This is a genomic window from Shewanella polaris (genome assembly GCF_006385555.1).
Classification (GTDB): Bacteria; Pseudomonadota; Gammaproteobacteria; order Enterobacterales; family Shewanellaceae; genus Shewanella; species Shewanella polaris.
This window is the reverse complement of sequence record NZ_CP041036.1, coordinates 2479597-2496462: the sequence shown is the minus strand read 5'-3', so window position 1 is coordinate 2496462 and position 16866 is coordinate 2479597. Positions and strand designations below refer to the sequence as shown.

At 39.7% G+C, this 16866-nt stretch carries 13 protein-coding genes and 5 tRNA genes; 4 read left to right on the top strand and 14 right to left on the bottom strand.

Annotated features, from left to right (window positions below):
• The first annotated feature begins 90 nt into the window (after positions 1 to 90).
• Positions 91 to 1122 carry a glycosaminoglycan attachment site gene (locus FH971_RS10875; protein WP_240778285.1) on the top strand — a complete coding sequence of 344 codons (1032 nt, stop codon included), beginning with the start codon at positions 91 to 93 and terminating at the stop codon, positions 1120 to 1122.
• A gap of 83 nt (positions 1123 to 1205) precedes the next feature.
• On the top strand, positions 1206 to 1451 hold the full coding sequence (locus FH971_RS10870) for a hypothetical protein (RefSeq protein ID WP_140234304.1): 246 nt from the start codon (positions 1206 to 1208) through the stop codon (positions 1449 to 1451).
• 294 nt (positions 1452 to 1745) lie between these two features.
• On the opposite strand, the gene nth is transcribed toward FH971_RS10870, so the two are convergent.
• From nth to FH971_RS10805, 13 genes are all read right to left on the bottom strand, one after another.
• Entirely contained in the window at positions 1746 to 2372 is a 627-nt protein-coding gene (nth, locus tag FH971_RS10865; RefSeq protein WP_140234303.1) for an endonuclease III, read from the bottom strand.
• A 51-nt stretch (positions 2373 to 2423) separates the two neighbouring features.
• Positions 2424 to 3119 carry an electron transport complex subunit E gene (locus FH971_RS10860; RefSeq protein WP_137226978.1) on the bottom strand — a complete coding sequence of 232 codons (696 nt, stop codon included), beginning with the start codon at positions 3117 to 3119 and terminating at the stop codon, positions 2424 to 2426.
• Entirely contained in the window at positions 3112 to 3735 is a 624-nt protein-coding gene (gene rsxG / locus FH971_RS10855) for an electron transport complex subunit RsxG (protein WP_167496091.1), read from the bottom strand. Before rsxG ends, FH971_RS10860 begins: the two co-directional genes overlap by 8 nt.
• Positions 3736 to 3761: 26 nt before the next feature.
• Positions 3762 to 4814: an electron transport complex subunit RsxD gene (gene rsxD, locus FH971_RS10850; protein WP_140234301.1), complete on the bottom strand. Its 1053-nt coding sequence runs from the start codon at positions 4812 to 4814 to the stop codon at positions 3762 to 3764.
• Between the two features lie 2 nt (positions 4815 to 4816).
• Positions 4817 to 7360, bottom strand: coding sequence for an electron transport complex subunit RsxC (gene rsxC, locus FH971_RS10845; protein WP_140234300.1), 2544 nt, complete (start codon positions 7358 to 7360; stop codon positions 4817 to 4819).
• Complete coding sequence (gene rsxB / locus FH971_RS10840; RefSeq protein ID WP_140235572.1) at positions 7354 to 7932, bottom strand: electron transport complex subunit RsxB; 579 nt, start codon at positions 7930 to 7932, stop codon at positions 7354 to 7356. Before rsxB ends, rsxC begins: the two co-directional genes overlap by 7 nt.
• A gap of 2 nt (positions 7933 to 7934) precedes the next feature.
• A complete protein-coding gene (gene rsxA / locus FH971_RS10835; protein ID WP_137227484.1) occupies positions 7935 to 8513 on the bottom strand; it encodes an electron transport complex subunit RsxA in 579 nt (192 codons plus the stop codon).
• A gap of 140 nt (positions 8514 to 8653) precedes the next feature.
• Complete coding sequence (locus FH971_RS10830) at positions 8654 to 10552, bottom strand: EAL domain-containing protein (protein ID WP_140234299.1); 1899 nt, start codon at positions 10550 to 10552, stop codon at positions 8654 to 8656.
• Positions 10553 to 10840: 288 nt separating this feature from the next.
• A tRNA-Asn gene (locus FH971_RS10825) sits at positions 10841 to 10916 on the bottom strand.
• A gap of 33 nt (positions 10917 to 10949) precedes the next feature.
• Positions 10950 to 11025, bottom strand: a tRNA-Asn gene (locus FH971_RS10820).
• Positions 11026 to 11053: 28 nt separating this feature from the next.
• A tRNA-Asn gene (locus FH971_RS10815) sits at positions 11054 to 11129 on the bottom strand.
• A 23-nt stretch (positions 11130 to 11152) separates the two neighbouring features.
• Positions 11153 to 11228, bottom strand: a tRNA-Asn gene (locus FH971_RS10810).
• Between the two features lie 32 nt (positions 11229 to 11260).
• Positions 11261 to 11336, bottom strand: a tRNA-Asn gene (locus FH971_RS10805).
• A gap of 1335 nt (positions 11337 to 12671) precedes the next feature.
• On the opposite strand from FH971_RS10805, the gene uvrB reads away from it, so the two are divergent.
• Positions 12672 to 14693 (top strand): excinuclease ABC subunit UvrB, encoded by a 2022-nt coding sequence (uvrB, locus tag FH971_RS10800; RefSeq protein WP_137226983.1) that lies wholly within the window; start codon positions 12672 to 12674, stop codon positions 14691 to 14693.
• 279 nt (positions 14694 to 14972) lie between these two features.
• A complete protein-coding gene (locus FH971_RS10795; protein ID WP_140234298.1) occupies positions 14973 to 15932 on the top strand; it encodes a Gfo/Idh/MocA family protein in 960 nt (319 codons plus the stop codon).
• Between the two features lie 145 nt (positions 15933 to 16077).
• On the opposite strand, the gene FH971_RS10790 is transcribed toward FH971_RS10795, so the two are convergent.
• Complete coding sequence (locus FH971_RS10790; protein ID WP_140234297.1) at positions 16078 to 16728, bottom strand: peroxiredoxin-like family protein; 651 nt, start codon at positions 16726 to 16728, stop codon at positions 16078 to 16080.
• Positions 16729 to 16866 lie beyond the last annotated feature (138 nt).

Here is a 16866-nt window from a genome sequence, read left to right as displayed (position 1 = left end):
GCGGCCAAGTCCTACAAGCGATTTATGCCCTGCAAACAGCGCAGCGCATAAATACTAAAACGTTAAGCAGCGCATCAATATCGTGGGGTTATGATGGATTTATTTACACCTATAGCAGATGATGAAAAATTACACCCAATATTTAAAATGATGCTTCAGAAACAATACGGACCTGAACGAGAAGTTTTAAACTCATGGGCTAAAGGTTTTGAAGATAGAGATGGGAAGTTTGTGTATGAGCTCCAAACTACTTTCGAATCGTCTATGTGGGAATTGTATCTTAATGCATTTTTAAATGAACTTGGCGCTAATACGGATTTTTCCAAGTATGCTCCAGATTTTGTAACTGAATTAGACAGGCCTATTGTTCTAGAAGCAACAATTGCAGCACCACCCCAAGGCGGAGAAGGACCTGCAGGTCATTCTCAAAAATTTGCGCCAACGGATTTTGCTACTTTCAATCAACAATCAGCAATTCGAATATCTAATAGCCTTTCGTCCAAAATAAAAAAATATCGAACTAGTTACTCCAAACTAGAACATGTAAAAGATAAACCCTATGTTATTGGTTTGGCATCTTTTGATCGTCCTTATTCACACTATGCTATAAATAGAGCAATTGTCGCAGTCTTATATGGCCTATATGTTGATGAGGAAACAACGATTGCAACTGGTGCTAATGAATTAATTAAATATCCAGTTGATGCTGTGATAAAAAATGAAAGTGCCACAATACCATTAGGTCTTTTCACCACGGATGAATTCAACGATGTTAGCGCTGTAATTTATAGTTCTTTAGCTACTTGGGGTAAAATTCGTGCTTTGGCAGATAATCCGAGTGCTCAAACCGTCTATCATACTAGTCATTTACCTGTTGATGACAGTATCTTCCCAGAGATGCGTAATTCTATGAAAGCCGATTATGTAGAAGATATTGCAGATGGATTACATATTTTACACAACCCATTTGCAGAGCACCCTTTAGATGTAAGTACTTTTAATCATGAACGAGTAGCTCAATACTTTGTAGATCCTAGAACAGGAATGATGGATATTATTGCACCGGACGATTTTCTTTTATTGAGACAATTAATGAGTGCAGTCGTACGTAGCGATGCTTAACAAGAGCAAGTAGACAGACAAATTAATCGCTTAGGCTCTTAACTTGTTGCTGTTGCAAGCGTTAAATTTTACTGGAGGCTTTAATGCATCGCAATACAATGCAGTATAAGAAAATATTTGATTCAATGTCTCCTGAACACATTGAGGAAATGAATCAACGCCAAGAAGAAGAGCATATAAAGCAAGCTTATGCTTTCAAAGTTGGCTATGAGCAAGATATTTGCTATCTGTGTGGAAAATCTTTTAAAACTATAAGCAAAAATGAACCTTGCTTACATTGGTTATTGCGCCAATGTAAATTTAAAAAGAAAGATTTTCCAGAGTATTAAAAGCTGGAGTTTGTGTTGATATACTCTGAGTAAGTGGGGAGTTATGATTTCCGTTAAGATATGCGTTTAGATACAAACAGGCTGGGAATATACCGTTTCTAACCACTACGGGAAAAGGTGAGCCGGCTATATCTTTAAAAACTCTAATCTGTATTTTATCCATTACAAAATCAAATGAGAAAGAACATAAATTAACTATATGTGCATTTCAAATTTTGTAAAGCTGAAAAGTATAAAAATGACTTATGACCTAACAACTACGTGGTATTGAGATAGTTTTATTCTTTACAAATATTATTTTCCAGAGAACTCACATAAATCTTCAATTATACAGCTACCACATCGTGGCTTTCTGGCTAAACAAGTATATCGTCCTTGTAAAATAAACCAGTGATGTACATCTACTTTAAATTCACTCGGCACCACTTTTAACATCTTCTGCTCGACTTGATCGACATTCTTTCCTGGGGCAAACTTAGTCCGATTAGCAACTCTAAATATATGAGTATCAACTGCAATGGTAGGCCAGCCAAATGCTGTGTTGAGTACTACGTTTGCTGTTTTGCGACCTACGCCTGGTAAAGCCTCTAGTGCTTCACGATTTTCTGGTACTTCACCTGCATGTAAATCAATCAACATTTTACAAGCGTTAATGACATTAACGGCTTTGTTATTGTATAAACCAATGGTTTTTATGTATTGTTTAAGACCGTCAACCCCTAAGTCGAATATGGCTTGAGGTGTATTAGCAACTGGAAATAGTTTGGCGGTCGCCTTATTGACACTGACATCAGTCGCTTGTGCTGATAACGTGACAGCTACGAGTAACTCAAACGGACTTGAAAAGTTCAATTCGGTTTCAGGCTTTGGATTATTGTCTCTTAATCTTTTAAGGATTTGAATTCGTTTATCTTTATTCATAATAATCGGTCAATGTAGGGTTAATTAACAATGAGTAACAACGGATTATCGTTAGCTTACTTTGGTGATCCGTGCGCGCGTAACACCAACACTTTCAGCTTTAGGCTGTCTGGCTTTTACGCGACTATCGATGACATTTTTAAGGGCAATTAGTAATCCCATGCCAATAAATGCCCCAGGCGGTAACATCGCTAATAAGAAGGGCGTATCTACATGCCATACATGTATGGTTAGCACGCTGGCCCAATCACCTAATAATAAATCCGCCCCACCAAATAGAGTACCTTGACCGAGCAATTCACGACTGGCGCCTAACACCACCAAAACCGCGGTAAAGCCTAATCCCATCATTAATCCATCGAATGCCGAATGAGCTAAAGAATTACGAGAAGCAAATGCTTCAGCACGGCCGATGATGACGCAGTTAGTCACAATCAGAGGTAAGAAAATACCCAATGATAAGTACAAGTTATAGGCATAAGCGTTGATCAGTAATTGCACACAAGTAACGAGTGCCGCAATGATCATCACAAAAACGGGGATCCGAATTTCTTTAGGAACAAAATCACGTACCAATGACACTAAAATATTAGAGCCTATCAATACCAACAGTGTTGCAACCCCCAAACCTAATGCATTGGTGATGGTTGCGGTAACAGCAAGCAAGGGACATAAGCCAAGCAGTTGAACTAATCCTGGGTTATTTTTCCACAAGCCTTGTGCAGCGATTTCACGATAGTTACTCATGGTTGGCCTCACAGGTATAATGACTTTGGTAAAGTGTTAGACGATGTTGCTCAACATATGTCAGCGCATTAGCAACCGCTTTTACATAGGCTCGCGGTGTAATAGTTGCTCCGGTAAATTGATCAAACTGGCCACCATCTTTTTTCACTTTCCAGATGTTGAGATTGTCTTTAAATAATTTACCCGTGAAATGGGTTACCCAATCAGATTTTCGTAGATCAATTTTATCACCTAACCCCGGGGTTTCTTGATGCGAAAGCGTACGTACACCCAAAACGACTCCTTGATTATCTACACCGATAATCAGTTTTATCGCGCCGTTATACCCATCAGGAGCTATGGCTTCAATAGCGATTGCAACAGGAGATTTGTCTTTATAGGCTATATAGGCGGGTAGGTCGCTTTTAGTGCCTAATAATTCAGGTGAATTAACGAAAATACACTGTTCACTGAGCACATTATCGTGTAATTCAGTTGGAATAATTTGATTTAAAATTAAGGTTAGTTGTTTTTGTTGTTGTAATAATATGGTGTCACTGGTTAACGCATTCACCCATGCAACAAGCCCAGTACAGCATAAGGCAAATAGCCCGAGTAACAGACCATTTTTAACCATAGGGTTAGTTGTTAAAATAGACATAGTTAATTTCCTGCTCGATGGCCATAACTGCGTGGACGAACATAATAATCAATAAATGGCGCGCACATATTGGCGAGTAATACTGCAAATGCAACGGCATCAGGATAACCACCAAAGGTACGGATTAGGTATATGAGTAAACCAATCATTGCACCAAAAATAAGCCTGCCGCGAGTACTAGTAGCAGCTGTAACCGGATCGGTAGCAATGAAAAAAGCGGCAAGCATTGTCCCACCTGAAAATAAATGCATCATTGGGCTAACGAAGGTGTCCGGACTCATTAAAAAGCCAATACTGGCGCAAATAAACAAACTAACCAAAATTGATCCACTGATTTGCCAGCGGATAACCTTAAGCTTTAGCATTATTAGTCCACCTATCAGGTAGGCTAAATTAACCCAAAACCAACCTTCGCCAACACTGCCAGAGAAGATCGTCTTAGTCATACTTTCTGTTGTGGTTAGCCCCATAGATAGGTCTGTTTTTAATGTGTCTAGCGGCGTTGCCATGGTGGTGCCATCAGTCGCCAAATGGAAAAAATCTGCAGCATAGCCACTATTTAGTTGAAAGATGCTGTTGAACGTATGCAATATATCCGCACTATGTAAGCTTAATGTTTGTGGTGCAACCCATGAGGTCATTTGCACCGGAAATGAAATCAACAACAAAACGTATGCGGCCATTGCTGGATTAAAGACATTATTTCCCAATCCACCATATAGTTGTTTAACGATAACGATGGCGAACAATGTTCCGATGACAATCATCCACCAAGGTGCTAAAGGTGGAATCGCTATCGCGAGTAAGCTTGCGGTAACTAATGCACTATTATCGGTTAACGTGGCAATAACATTTTTATTGCGTAATTTCATCACTGCTGCTTCTGCTAAATAAGCCACAGTAATGGCGAGCAATAATTGTACTAAGGTCCCATAACCAAAATAATAACTTTGTACAGCAATACCTGGAAGAAGGCATAACGCGACACGTTTCATCACCGTATTGGTGTGCAATGTTGTGCCGACATGTGGAGATGAGGCAATTTTAAATGCCATAGTTATTGTTCCTCTTGCTTAGCACTGTTTGCCAGCTTTTTAGCTTTTGCTTTGGCAACTGCGGCGGCAATCTTAGCTTTTTTATCATCGACAGGATTGGTTGAATTAAGGTCTTCAACTACGGACGGTGTGTTAATTTTATCCTCTATTACCGTGTCATCGACAGGGTCGCTTGTATCGATAACTTCAGCATCGGTTGATGTCTCGGTGGTTTTATCACTGTCAGGTTCCGATGACGTCGGGGTTGACTCATTAGCTAAAGCTGCTTTTTTGGCTTTAGCTTTAGCCACTGCGGCAGCAATCCTCGCTTTTTTGTCATCGATAGGGTCGCTTGTATCAATAACTTCAACTTTAGTTGATGTCTGGATAGTAGTATTGTTGTTTAGAACTGCTGATATCGGGGCTGACTCATTAGCTAAAGCCGCTTTTTTTGCTTTAGCTTTAGCGACTGCGGCAGCAATCCTCGCTTTTTTGTCATCACCAGGGGCGCTTGTATCGATAACTTCAGCATCGGTTGATGCCTTGGTGGTTTTATCGCTGTCCAGTTTCGATGATGTCGGGGCTGACTCATTAGCTAAAGCTGCTTTTTTTGCTTTTGCCTTAGCAACTGCGGCAGCAATTTTAGCCTTTTTGTCATCACCTGGGGCTGCTGTTTCTGTGGTATTCGTTTCATTTAATGGTTTATTTGCATCATCCACTGCCATGCTATCTGGCTGAGTAGACTCATTAGCTAAGGCTGCTTTCTTCGCTTTAGCTCGTGCAACAGCCGCCGCAATTTGTGCTTTCTTGCCATTGATAGGGTCAATACTTTCATCAGCAGATCCATCAGTTACACTCACCACCGTATCTTGTTCACTCTGCTGTGATTGTGCTGCCAATGCCGCTTTTTTCGCTTTAGCGCGCTCAATGGCAGCACTAACAGCAGCTTTCTTAGTGTTTGAACTGTCGATTGCTACTTTTTCTGTGTTGATGCTTGGCGTTACTACAGCATCTGATCCTATTGTTGCATCTTGTGCTTTTTTAGCGGCAATACGTGCCATGGCTGCTGCAACAGCATCTTTATCACCAGATTTCATATTTGCTTGGCGTTTGGCGGCAGCTTGCTTGGATTTTTCTTCACGCGCATTTTTTTCATCTTCAAGTCGTTGTAAGCGAGTTTCAAATCGAAGCTTGGCTTTTTCGGCTTGAACTTTTTCTTCGGCGCTATTTTTTAACGCTGATTTCGCGACGCGATAGTATTCAACCAAAGGAATATCACTTGGGCATACATAGCTGCAACAACCACATTCAATACAGTCTTTTAAGTTAAAGCTCGCAGCTTTATCGTATTCCTCTGCTTTTGCATGCCAGAATAATTGTTGTGGTAACAACAATGCAGGGCAGGCAATAGCGCACTCTCCACAACGAATACAGGCCTTTTCATCTTGATCAGGGGCTATTTCAGCTTTGCTTGGTGCCAGTAAACAATTGGTGCCTTTTAATATAGGCACATCAAGATCGGCTAATGCGTATCCCATCATAGGGCCGCCCACGATGACTTTTTGTGAGCGTTCTGGCTTGAAGCTGACTTGACCGAGGGCGTCAGCTACCGTTGTGCCTATTCTAAGCCAGTAGTTCCCTGGTTTATCGACGCGCTCACCCGTTAACGTTACTACGCGCTCAATCAGTGGTTTACCGTGTAATACCGCATCCTGGATGGCATAGGCGGTCCCAACGTTATGCATAACAATACCAAGTTGGGAAGGAATGGCACCACTTGGGACTTCTTTGCCGGTAATAATTTGAATCAGTTGCTTCTCGCCACCAGATGGGTATTTGGTCGGAATAACCGTGACCCGAACCATGTCATTAGGCAATGAACTACGCGTGATAGCTGATTGCATTGCCTGTGCGGCTTCTGGTTTATTGTCTTCAATGGCAATGACGATGCGCTGTGGATTAAGCAAATGCTCAATAATACTCACACCCGCTAAAATTTCATCGCTGTGCTCACGCATTAATCTGTCGTCAGCGCTGATGTAGGGTTCGCACTCAACACCATTAATAATAACTAAGTCGATTTCACTGGCAGGGTTTAGTTTTACATGGCTAGGAAACGCTGCGCCGCCCATACCTGCAATACCGGCTTGTTTTATTTTCTCTAAAATAGCCGTCTTTGACAGTTGCTCTAATTGATTTGCTTCGAGTTCACACCAAGTATCTTGACCATCAGCTTCAATAATACAGCTCAACACGGGCAATGAAGACGGATGATTACTGGTATGTTGTTCAATTGCAACCACGGTTCCTGAGCTAGGGGAATGGACGGGCAAATAAGTAAATCCAACTCCATCAGTGAGTCTTTGGCCTTTTAATACTTTGTCCCCCACCTTGACACTGAGTGTTGCTTGTTGGCCCACAAGCGGAACCGGCACAATAAACCGAGACAATAAGGGAAGAGATGAAATTGCTGTTTGATTAGATAATGTTTTAAGCTCAGGCGGGTGGATCCCACCTGGAGAATGCCACAATGTGCCTTTATCTAATTGCTCTAAAAATGTTAGCACCGTTTATCCTCCTGTTCAGGATGGATCACGTTTACAGGGATCGCGCGTAACTTCCAGTCCCAATTTTGTATTGTTGTTTCTACCGGGATCATATCAATACAATCGACGGGACATGGTTCAACGCATAAATCACAACCAGTACAATCTTTGGCTATGACGGTATGCATTAATTTACCGGCACCTAAAATGGCATCGACTGGGCAGGCTTGAATGCATTTGGTGCAACCAATACATTCATCCTCGCGTATGTAGGCTACTTTTTTTATGCTACTTTGGGCGGCTTCCCCCAAAGGCTCAGGCTCTACACCCATGAGCTCAGCGATTTTTTCCATAGTGGCAGTTCCACCTGGAGGGCATTTATTAATCTTATCGCCATTAGCAATTGCTTCGGCATAAGGCCGACAACCAGGATAACCACATTGACCGCATTGGGTTTGTGGCAGCAAGGCTTCAACTTGATCGATGATTGGGTTTCCTTCGACTTTAAATTTTTTCGAAGCAAAACCTAAAATGACGCCGAATACCAGCGCCAAAATACTCAGCACGGCTACGGCAATTAATATACTCGTTATCATTAGTTAACTAGCCCCGCAAACCCCATAAAGGCTAATGACATTAAACCGGCAGTGATCATAGCAATTGCGCCACCTTGGAAAGGTAATGGCACATCTGCAGCAGCTAATCGCTCACGCATCGCTGAAAATAAAATCAACACTAATGAAAATCCCACCGCAGCGCCAAAACCGTATATTGCAGATTGAATAAAGTTATGATCTTCATTGACGTTAAGCAATGCAACGCCTAATACCGCGCAGTTAGTGGTAATTAGCGGTAAATAAATGCCTAAGGCTCGGTGTAAGGAAGCACTGGTTTTTTGGACAACCATTTCAGTAAATTGAACTACGACGGCAATCACTAAGATAAAGCTCATGGTACGTAAATAACTGAGATCGAATGGCTGTAACAGAAATTCATTCGTTAGATAACTTAGGATGGACGCTAAAGTGAGTACAAATGTGGTTGCCATGGACATACCAATGGCCGAGGCAAGTTTGCTCGACACACCCATAAAAGGGCATAAGCCCAAGAATTTTACCAGAACGAAATTATTTACCAGCACTGTGCCGATCAAGAGGAGAAGGTACTCTGTCATTGCTACAATTTTTTTGACTAATAGATCCCAGTATTATCTTAGGTTTGACGCAGATAAACAACGGATAAAAAATAAGGTTAAACAATTAATGTTCAACCTTAGAAGAAAATCGCATTTTTTAAGCTTTATTAATACTTTTTTTACTGTTTATTTAACAATAACTCAGGTTTAGCAATATAATATCCTTGCAAACCATCTACTAAGAGTTTTTCTAAGATAAGTTTTTCATCTTGTTTTTCGACACCAGTAGCAATAACACGAATGCTAACGCGTTTAGCGATGTCGACGATCATCCGAATGAAAAACTTATTGTTGTTATCTTGTTCAATATTTTGGCTATAACTGCTGTCTAATTTTATAAAATCAGGTTTAACTTCACGGAAAAACTTAAATGATGTAAACCCTAAACCGAAGCGTTCAATGGCAATTTTTGCGCCCACTTTATGCATTGCGGTGACAAATTGGTGGCTAGCATCTAAATTAGTCTGCATTCCAGATTCATTCAGTTCAAACACTAATCGAGCCGCTATGTTTCTATGTTTAGACAATATGTCTTTTAACCACATGGTAAAATTTTCTTGAAGCGCCGAAGAAGCACTAATATTGACTCCCAATGCCCCTGAGATACTTGGGTTATCACGCAGAAGTTTAATGCTCTGAATAACAATCATTTTATCTAAATCAACACTCATCTCATAACGTTCAGCCATTGCGATAACAGTGGTGGTGGGCAAATTTTTACCTTCGGCATTGTAAAATCGTGCTAATAATTCGCGGTAAACGGCAGTAGCATTATTACAGGGCTGAATAGGTTGTTGATAGAATTTGATACTTCGACGATTAATTAAATCGTCAATAGTGACTTTCCAATGATCATTACCGAATTGTTCATTACCCGTTAACTTTTCTAATTGATAGTAATGATTTGGTCCAAGAGTCTGTGCCACGCTAACAGCACTATCAGCCAAAGCCATTAATGCTAATGGTTTATTTCCTTGTTCATAAGGCACCATTCCGGCATGAGCGATAGTGTCACTTTTGGTATTTTGAGCATATTCATCGAGATAACATTTAAGTTGCTCTAAAAATCGTTCACCTTCATTAAGCGTCATGCGGTCAATAAAAATTGCAAAATCACCACTTGATACTCGAAAACAAAAACTTAGTCCAAGAATAGATACAGCTTTACGGATACAGGTAGCAAGTTTTGCTAAATAATCATCTCCCGCAGCATGGCCATATAATTGATTAATGGTTGCTAATTCTGTCGCCCTAACAAGCACCAGAACACCATATTGTTGTTTATTGGATTTGCTTATCGCATCAATATGTTGTGTAAAACGCTGCCGAGTTGAAAACCCAGTGACCGGATCTTGATAAGCTGCTTTAGTTAATTCGTCGTTCTCCTTACGTACACGTTCTAAACTGAGTTTTAATTGGCTGCGGCATATTTCTAATGCACTTCCTATGGGACTAAGTACCCCAGGGAAGCGAGATTTTTCAAGTGCGAGAAATGATAAGTCTGGGATGTGAGTAATGTATTCTGTTGCATAGTTAATTCTTCGACGATGCAATTGCATTAATAGTGCGAATAACAACATCAAAGACGCGTAAGCGACAATGAGTAACGTTGTGGTTTGTTCAAAATCATTAACACTAGGCGACAAAATGTTTGTGGTATCTAGTCTAATTTGTAAACGTCCGTCAGGGAAGTTGTGCACTTGGCCGAGTTCAATATTAAAGATTTGACTCGTAATATCGTCAGAAGAGCTTATTAAACTGCCATGGGTAAAATTGTTATTATTATCGATATCATGAATATATTGAAAAAATTGCAAAGGAAAGTCTTTCGATATCTGTTGGTATAATACCTCTCCACTACCATTCCAATTATCAATGGTTTGTACATATTGTTGATAATTAGCGAGTGCTATTTCACCTTGAGCTTGTATTTCACGATTTTCTACCGTGTAGATTCGGAATATTAATAAACCGAAAACGATAAAAAGCACAAGTTGAAAGGATCTCGATAAGCCCATAAAACATTTATTCCCATGAGTCCGTTTGGCTTAATCCGCTCGATTTGGCACCACTCTAGTGCAATCAGTATTCGAACAACATCTTTAACCAAAAAGTTAATAGTCAACAATAGTGCATATAATAACCAAGATTATAGCAGATTAATTATTAATCTAAGGCATTATTTATAATAGAGAATGGGGATTAAAAAAGGATATATTATGTGATCAATAAATTGCTGGTTATTCAATGTGAAAGGGGGGTCTTTAGAAGCAGAAGTCTGTATCGATAGGTGTAATAATTATTAATGGCTCCCCAAACTGGACTCGAACCAGTGACATACGGATTAACAGTCCGCCGTTCTACCAACTGAACTATTGGGGAAGCGTGTTATTACTAATAATGTAGATTTTGAAATGGCTCCCCAAACTGGACTCGAACCAGTGACATACGGATTAACAGTCCGCCGTTCTACCAACTGAACTATTGGGGAAGCGTAATATTTCAAATTTTTGTATCGATGGCTCCCCAAACTGGACTTGAACCAGTGACATACGGATTAACAGTCCGCCGTTCTACCAACTGAACTATTGGGGAATTATTTTCGATACAGTAAACGTTGGCTCCCCAAACTGGACTCGAACCAGTGACATACGGATTAACAGTCCGCCGTTCTACCAACTGAACTATTGGGGAATTACGCTTACATCTCAACTTATATTACTAATTGGCTCCCCAGACTGGACTCGAACCAGTGACATACGGATTAACAGTCCGCCGTTCTACCAACTGAACTACTGGGGAAACGTTTTTAGCAATGTATTGCTGAGAACGGAGCGCATAGTAAAACGCTCTGGTAACTGAGTCAACTCGAGTTATAAAAAAAAACGCATTTATGTGACTAATTGGTTATCAAATACACATCGTGCACGACTTTTGGGCATTTATGTCAATATTTAACAATGAATTTAAAATTAATCACTTATCTTAAATTTCACACGCTATGCCGTTACGAGGATATTTTTGTGAATGTTCAAATATGGGATAAAGATAAATAGCTGTCTATTACAACATTTTTGAGCCCTAAATTCGAAGCATAAGGAGCATCTTAAACGATATAAATTAATTACAGTATTGAGACATTCTGTCATCATAATCTTGATGGGTAGACTGAATGACAATACCTTAGTGAAAACTACATTAGTTGTTATATCTTAATGGTGTGTTTCAATGAAATAGAATCGATAAATGAAATAATTAGAAACCTCAATAATGAACATAGGGCGTGAGTTTTGCTAGGTTAAGCAATCCTCTGATGGATATTCTTTGAATATTGACTAGCTAAACTTAATGAATTACGCGTTAAGTTGTGACGCTTCTCGTTAAAAAAGCTGGTAGTTGCTGATCAGAAACTTCAACTTTATAGCGGTGATCGTAGTGAGGATCGTCCATGAAGTATTTTTAAGGTAATGCTTAATAACTTAATTCGCATTATTCATAACCAATTGTCGTGATCATTCGTATTAATAGTCAAATGTAATTAAATTTCATCATAACTTTCTTACACTTTTTTGAATTAGACTAGGGCGCTACCCCGCAGCAGTATTGAGCTTTAGTGAGTTATCCACTAAATCTGTGGATAAACTTGTGGACTTCTACTGTAAATAAGCTGCAATCCCTTATGGCGCTTGGGTCGGACTTAAAATGGTACAATTAATTGGCGGTTAATTAAGTTGTTTTTAATCAATAGTATATAGAAATCAATAAGTTTTTTTGTTCACTGTTCTGTCAGTTGCAAAATTGTAATATCTTTAAATTAAAGATTGTGTATTAAATTATGCTTTAGTCATGTTTATCTGTGGATTATAGGTGTTTTTAGGCGATCTAAAGGTGTTGTTTGTAACTTTCATATAATGATCATTATTTTGTCATATTGATGGGTTAGGTAATCAATAATGAGCTTAATTAAATATCTTAAAGTAAATCTTAAATATCTCAAAGTGAATCAATATGATGAGTCTTTATCATCAAAATAACGACTGTTTTAGAGTTAGTAGTAACAGTGCAATACTATTACCTATCGCCATTTACCCGTGTTTTGGTATATGATTATGAGTCAATAAAATAGGAAATTGTGTAGTGTCAGAGTCAGTATTTTCTCTAGAGTCCAAATTCGAACCCGCCGGTGATCAACCTACAGCGATAAAAAAATTAGTCGATGGCTTAGAAGCGGGTGTTGCCAGTCAAACACTATTAGGCGTAACGGGTTCAGGTAAAACTTACACTATAGCTAATGTGATTAAGCAAATGGGTAGGCCAACCATTATTATGGCCCCCAACAAAACCCTTGCTGCGCAGCTTTATGGTGAAATGAAAGAGTTTTTCCCACATAACGCGGTTGAATATTTTGTTTCTTACTATGATTACTATCAACCAGAAGCTTATGTACCTGCTTCTAACACCTTTATAGAAAAAGATGCATCTGTGAATGCTCACATTGAGCAAATGCGTCTATCGGCTACTAAAGCGCTATTAGAGCGCAAAGACGTGGTACTTATTGCCTCAGTTTCAGCCATATATGGTTTAGGCGATCCTGATTCATACATGAAGATGTTATTGCATTTGCGCCAAGGTGATTTTATGGGCCAACGAGACATCCTCATTCGGCTCAGTGAATTACAATACAAACGCAATGATATTGAATTACAACGCGGGACTTATCGAGTCCGCGGTGAAGTGATTGACATTTTTCCGGCAGAATCTGAACGCGAAGCCATTCGAATTGAATTATTTGACGATGAAATTGAGCGCTTAAGTGAATTTGACCCATTGACAGGACAGATTAACAAGCGGATAGCGCGCACTACTATTTATCCTAAAACCCATTATGTGACACCTCGAGAAAAAATCATTGCAGCGACAGAAGATATTAAACAAGAACTTCGGGAACGTCGTCAATATCTACTCGACAACAATAAATTGATTGAAGCTCAACGCATTACCGAGCGTGTACAATACGATATTGAAATGATGGTTGAGTTAGGTTATTGCTCTGGGATTGAAAACTATTCGCGGTATTTATCTGGCCGTGCACCTGGTGATGGTCCACCAACTTTATTAGATTATTTGCCGGCAGACGGTTTATTAATTATTGATGAATCCCATGTAACAGTGCCGCAAATTGGCGCTATGTACAAAGGTGATAGAAGTCGAAAAATGAACTTAGTGGAATATGGATTCCGATTACCGTCAGCTTTGGACAATCGCCCGTTGATGTTTGAAGAATTTGAGCGGTTAATGCCGCAAACCATTTTTGTTTCAGCGACCCCTAGTTTATATGAACTTGAAAAAAGTACTGGCGAGATTGCAGAACAAGTTGTCAGACCAACAGGATTACTTGATCCTGTGCTTGAAGTTCGCCCAGTTGGCATTCAAGTTGATGATCTCTTGTCTGAAATCCACAAACGCGTAGCGGTAAATGAAAGGGTGCTGGTCACCACATTAACCAAACGGATGTCAGAAGATCTTAGTGAATATCTTGACGAACATGGGGTGAAGGTTCGTTATTTGCATTCGGACATTGATACTGTTGAACGAGTTGAAATTATTCGAGATCTTCGTCTAGGTCGTTTTGACGTGTTGATAGGTATTAACTTGTTGCGTGAAGGTTTGGATTTACCAGAAGTGTCATTGGTGTGCATTTTAGATGCAGACAAAGAAGGTTTTTTACGTTCGGAACGTTCATTGATCCAAACCATAGGTCGTGCCGCCCGTAACGTTAACGGTAAGGTTATTTTATATGCCGATAGAATTACCAACTCTATGGCTAAGGCCATGGGAGAAACTGAACGCCGTCGTGAAAAGCAACACCAGCATAACCTTAAACTCGGTATTGTGCCTCGTGGCGTAGTGAAGAGTATTACCGATGTGATGGATGTAGGTGATACTAACTTCAGTAAAGGGACCCGTAAAAACCATTCTAAATATGCTGAAGTGGCTGAAGAACGGGCAAAATACAGCAGCATTGCCGATTTAAGTCATCAAATAGATAAACTTGAAAAACAAATGCACGAACATGCTAAGAACTTAGAGTTTGAGCAAGCTGCAGCCGTACGTGATGATGTTAAACATTTACGCGAGTTAATCATTGTAAATAGTTAATAGCCACTAAAAATAAACCTAATCATGTGTATCATTATCGTCCCCTTGCCAGAAATGGCTGGGGATTTTTTTAACAAAAAATCTAATGACTTAATTAAAATACCAGCGGTTGTCACCGGAGGTAATGATTATGGCCTAGATATTATTATAGCGTTAATGTCATTTTGTATTACTTTGTATCAATCGACTTGTGGTTTTTGTTAACTTAAACAGCCAATAGCGTTTGTTCGATTACTTATCTGATGATGGATTTATAGCACACTTAAATAAGGATCATTTATGGCAAAATTAAATTGGGGTATCGTCAGTGCCGGTCGTATAGCAGCGTTATTTTGTCAGGATTTAACCTTTTCGGCTAACAGTCATTTATATGCTGTTGCAGCGCGGCAACAAACGGATGCCAATGCATTTGCGAAGCAATACGGCATCGAAAAGGCCTATCAAGGATATCAAGCATTATTTGATGATCCAGAAGTTGATATCGTGTATATCGCCACACCACATAATTTTCATTTTCAGCAAGCTTTTGATGCCTTAATGGCTGGTAAGCATGTGTTGTGCGAAAAGCCGATGACGGTGTCGATTGAAGAATGTCATATTTTGGTTAAGCTAGCTAAAGACAAAGGCTTGCTGTTGATGGAAGCATTATGGACTTATTTTTTACCGGCAATGCAACAAGCCAAAAAATGGCTAGATGAAGGCCGAATTGGTCAGCTTAAACACGTTAAAGTCGATTTTGGCTATCCGATCCCATTTACGCCAGATGGACGTGAATACAACCCGCATTTAGCCGGTGGTTGTTTATTGGATATGGGAATTTACCCATTGGCGATTGCCGATTATTTTGTTAAAGCAGATATCGATATTCTGTATGTTCAAGCACATGTATGTGAAACAGGTGTTGAAGATGATGTGATTATTATTGGTAAAAGTGGTGATGTCACAGTGAGTTTAGCCGCGACGTTTCTGTGCCGATTAAGTAATAATGCTTATCTTATTGGTGACAAGGGGTACATTGTTATTCCGGACGCATTTAGGGCATATGAATGCAGTTTGTATCATCTAGATGAGTTGGTTGACTCATTTACTGATAACAGACAATCATTGGGATATCATTTTGAAGCCGATGAAGCATGTCGACTTATCGAACAAGGTGAGCAAGAAAGTATGGTGGTAACACATCAACATAGTCTATTATTTCAATCACAAATAGCCAGAGTTAGCGCATTAATAAAATAATGGCTCATCTCTTAGTGCTTGTACTAAGAGATGACTACAAATTGTGGCGCTATGATGGTGTTAGCGTAGTAAACACCATTAGCCAGCACATTGGTTAGCTAAACTATTTTTTACAGACAAGGGCTATTGATTAGGTCAGAAGTCATTACGTTAACTTTTTTAATGCCTCGATAATATCATCCGGCTCTGAACGTGTTCTGTAGTCAACGTCGACATAGCGCCAGGTGACAACTCCGTCACGGTCGATGACAAATGTAGCGGGAATAGGTAATACACTGCCATTGCCGTTATTGATTGCCTCAAGATCAAGTTTGCGATCTACTCGCATATGCTGAGAGAGAAACGCCGGTACTTCCCAAGCAACACCATATTGTGAGGCCACTTTTGCGTCTTGATCAGACAATACAAAAAAGTCTAAATTATTCATTTCATCTTTTGTCATAGAGCCATCTGGTACTTGCGGACTGATGGCAACTAATTGAGCTCCAAGGGCTTGAATATCTGCTAAACGTGCTTGTAATGCTCTAAGCTGTAGGTTGCAGTACGGACACCAACTGCCACGATAAAATGTCACTACAACAGGGCCTTGTTGCAGTAAATCAATTAAGGATATTGATTGTCCATCTGAATTAGCTAATGAAAAATCAGGCGCTTTTTGGCCAAGGTCAATCGCACTATTACCTTGTTGAAATACTTTTGCTTGCTCAATAATATCGTCGACGATTTTCATAAAATCAGGGTTCTTTTGTCGTCCCTCGTTAATTTTGGCTTCTGTTTGCTGTTGTAAACTTTTCATATATTCCCTCGATGGCAACTAATTTATCTGCCTTTGGCTGACTAAACAGTGATTGGGGCTTTGTAAATAACCTCCGCTCGGGATAAACGGTTATCAAAAAGTCCTTTGTCTCGCTAACTGTGTTGAATTGACTCGCTA

Excerpts from the sequence above, each read along its gene's own strand:
- FH971_RS10860 (WP_137226978.1), bottom strand. The coding sequence starts at position 3,119 with ATGAGTAACTATCGTGAAATCGCTGCACAAGGCTTGTGGAAAAATAAC.
- rsxD (WP_140234301.1), bottom strand. The coding sequence starts at position 4,814 with ATGGCATTTAAAATTGCCTCATCTCCACATGTCGGCACAACATTGCAC.
- FH971_RS10790 (WP_140234297.1), bottom strand. The coding sequence starts at position 16,728 with ATGAAAAGTTTACAACAGCAAACAGAAGCCAAAATTAACGAGGGACGA.
- rsxA (WP_137227484.1), bottom strand. The coding sequence starts at position 8,513 with ATGACAGAGTACCTTCTCCTCTTGATCGGCACAGTGCTGGTAAATAAT.
- rsxG (WP_167496091.1), bottom strand. The coding sequence starts at position 3,735 with ATGGTTAAAAATGGTCTGTTACTCGGGCTATTTGCCTTATGCTGTACT.
- FH971_RS10870 (WP_140234304.1), top strand. The coding sequence starts at position 1,206 with ATGCATCGCAATACAATGCAGTATAAGAAAATATTTGATTCAATGTCT.
- FH971_RS10795 (WP_140234298.1), top strand. The coding sequence starts at position 14,973 with ATGGCAAAATTAAATTGGGGTATCGTCAGTGCCGGTCGTATAGCAGCG.
- nth (WP_140234303.1), bottom strand. The coding sequence starts at position 2,372 with ATGAATAAAGATAAACGAATTCAAATCCTTAAAAGATTAAGAGACAAT.
- FH971_RS10875 (WP_240778285.1), top strand. The coding sequence starts at position 91 with ATGATGGATTTATTTACACCTATAGCAGATGATGAAAAATTACACCCA.
- FH971_RS10830 (WP_140234299.1), bottom strand. The coding sequence starts at position 10,552 with ATGGGCTTATCGAGATCCTTTCAACTTGTGCTTTTTATCGTTTTCGGT.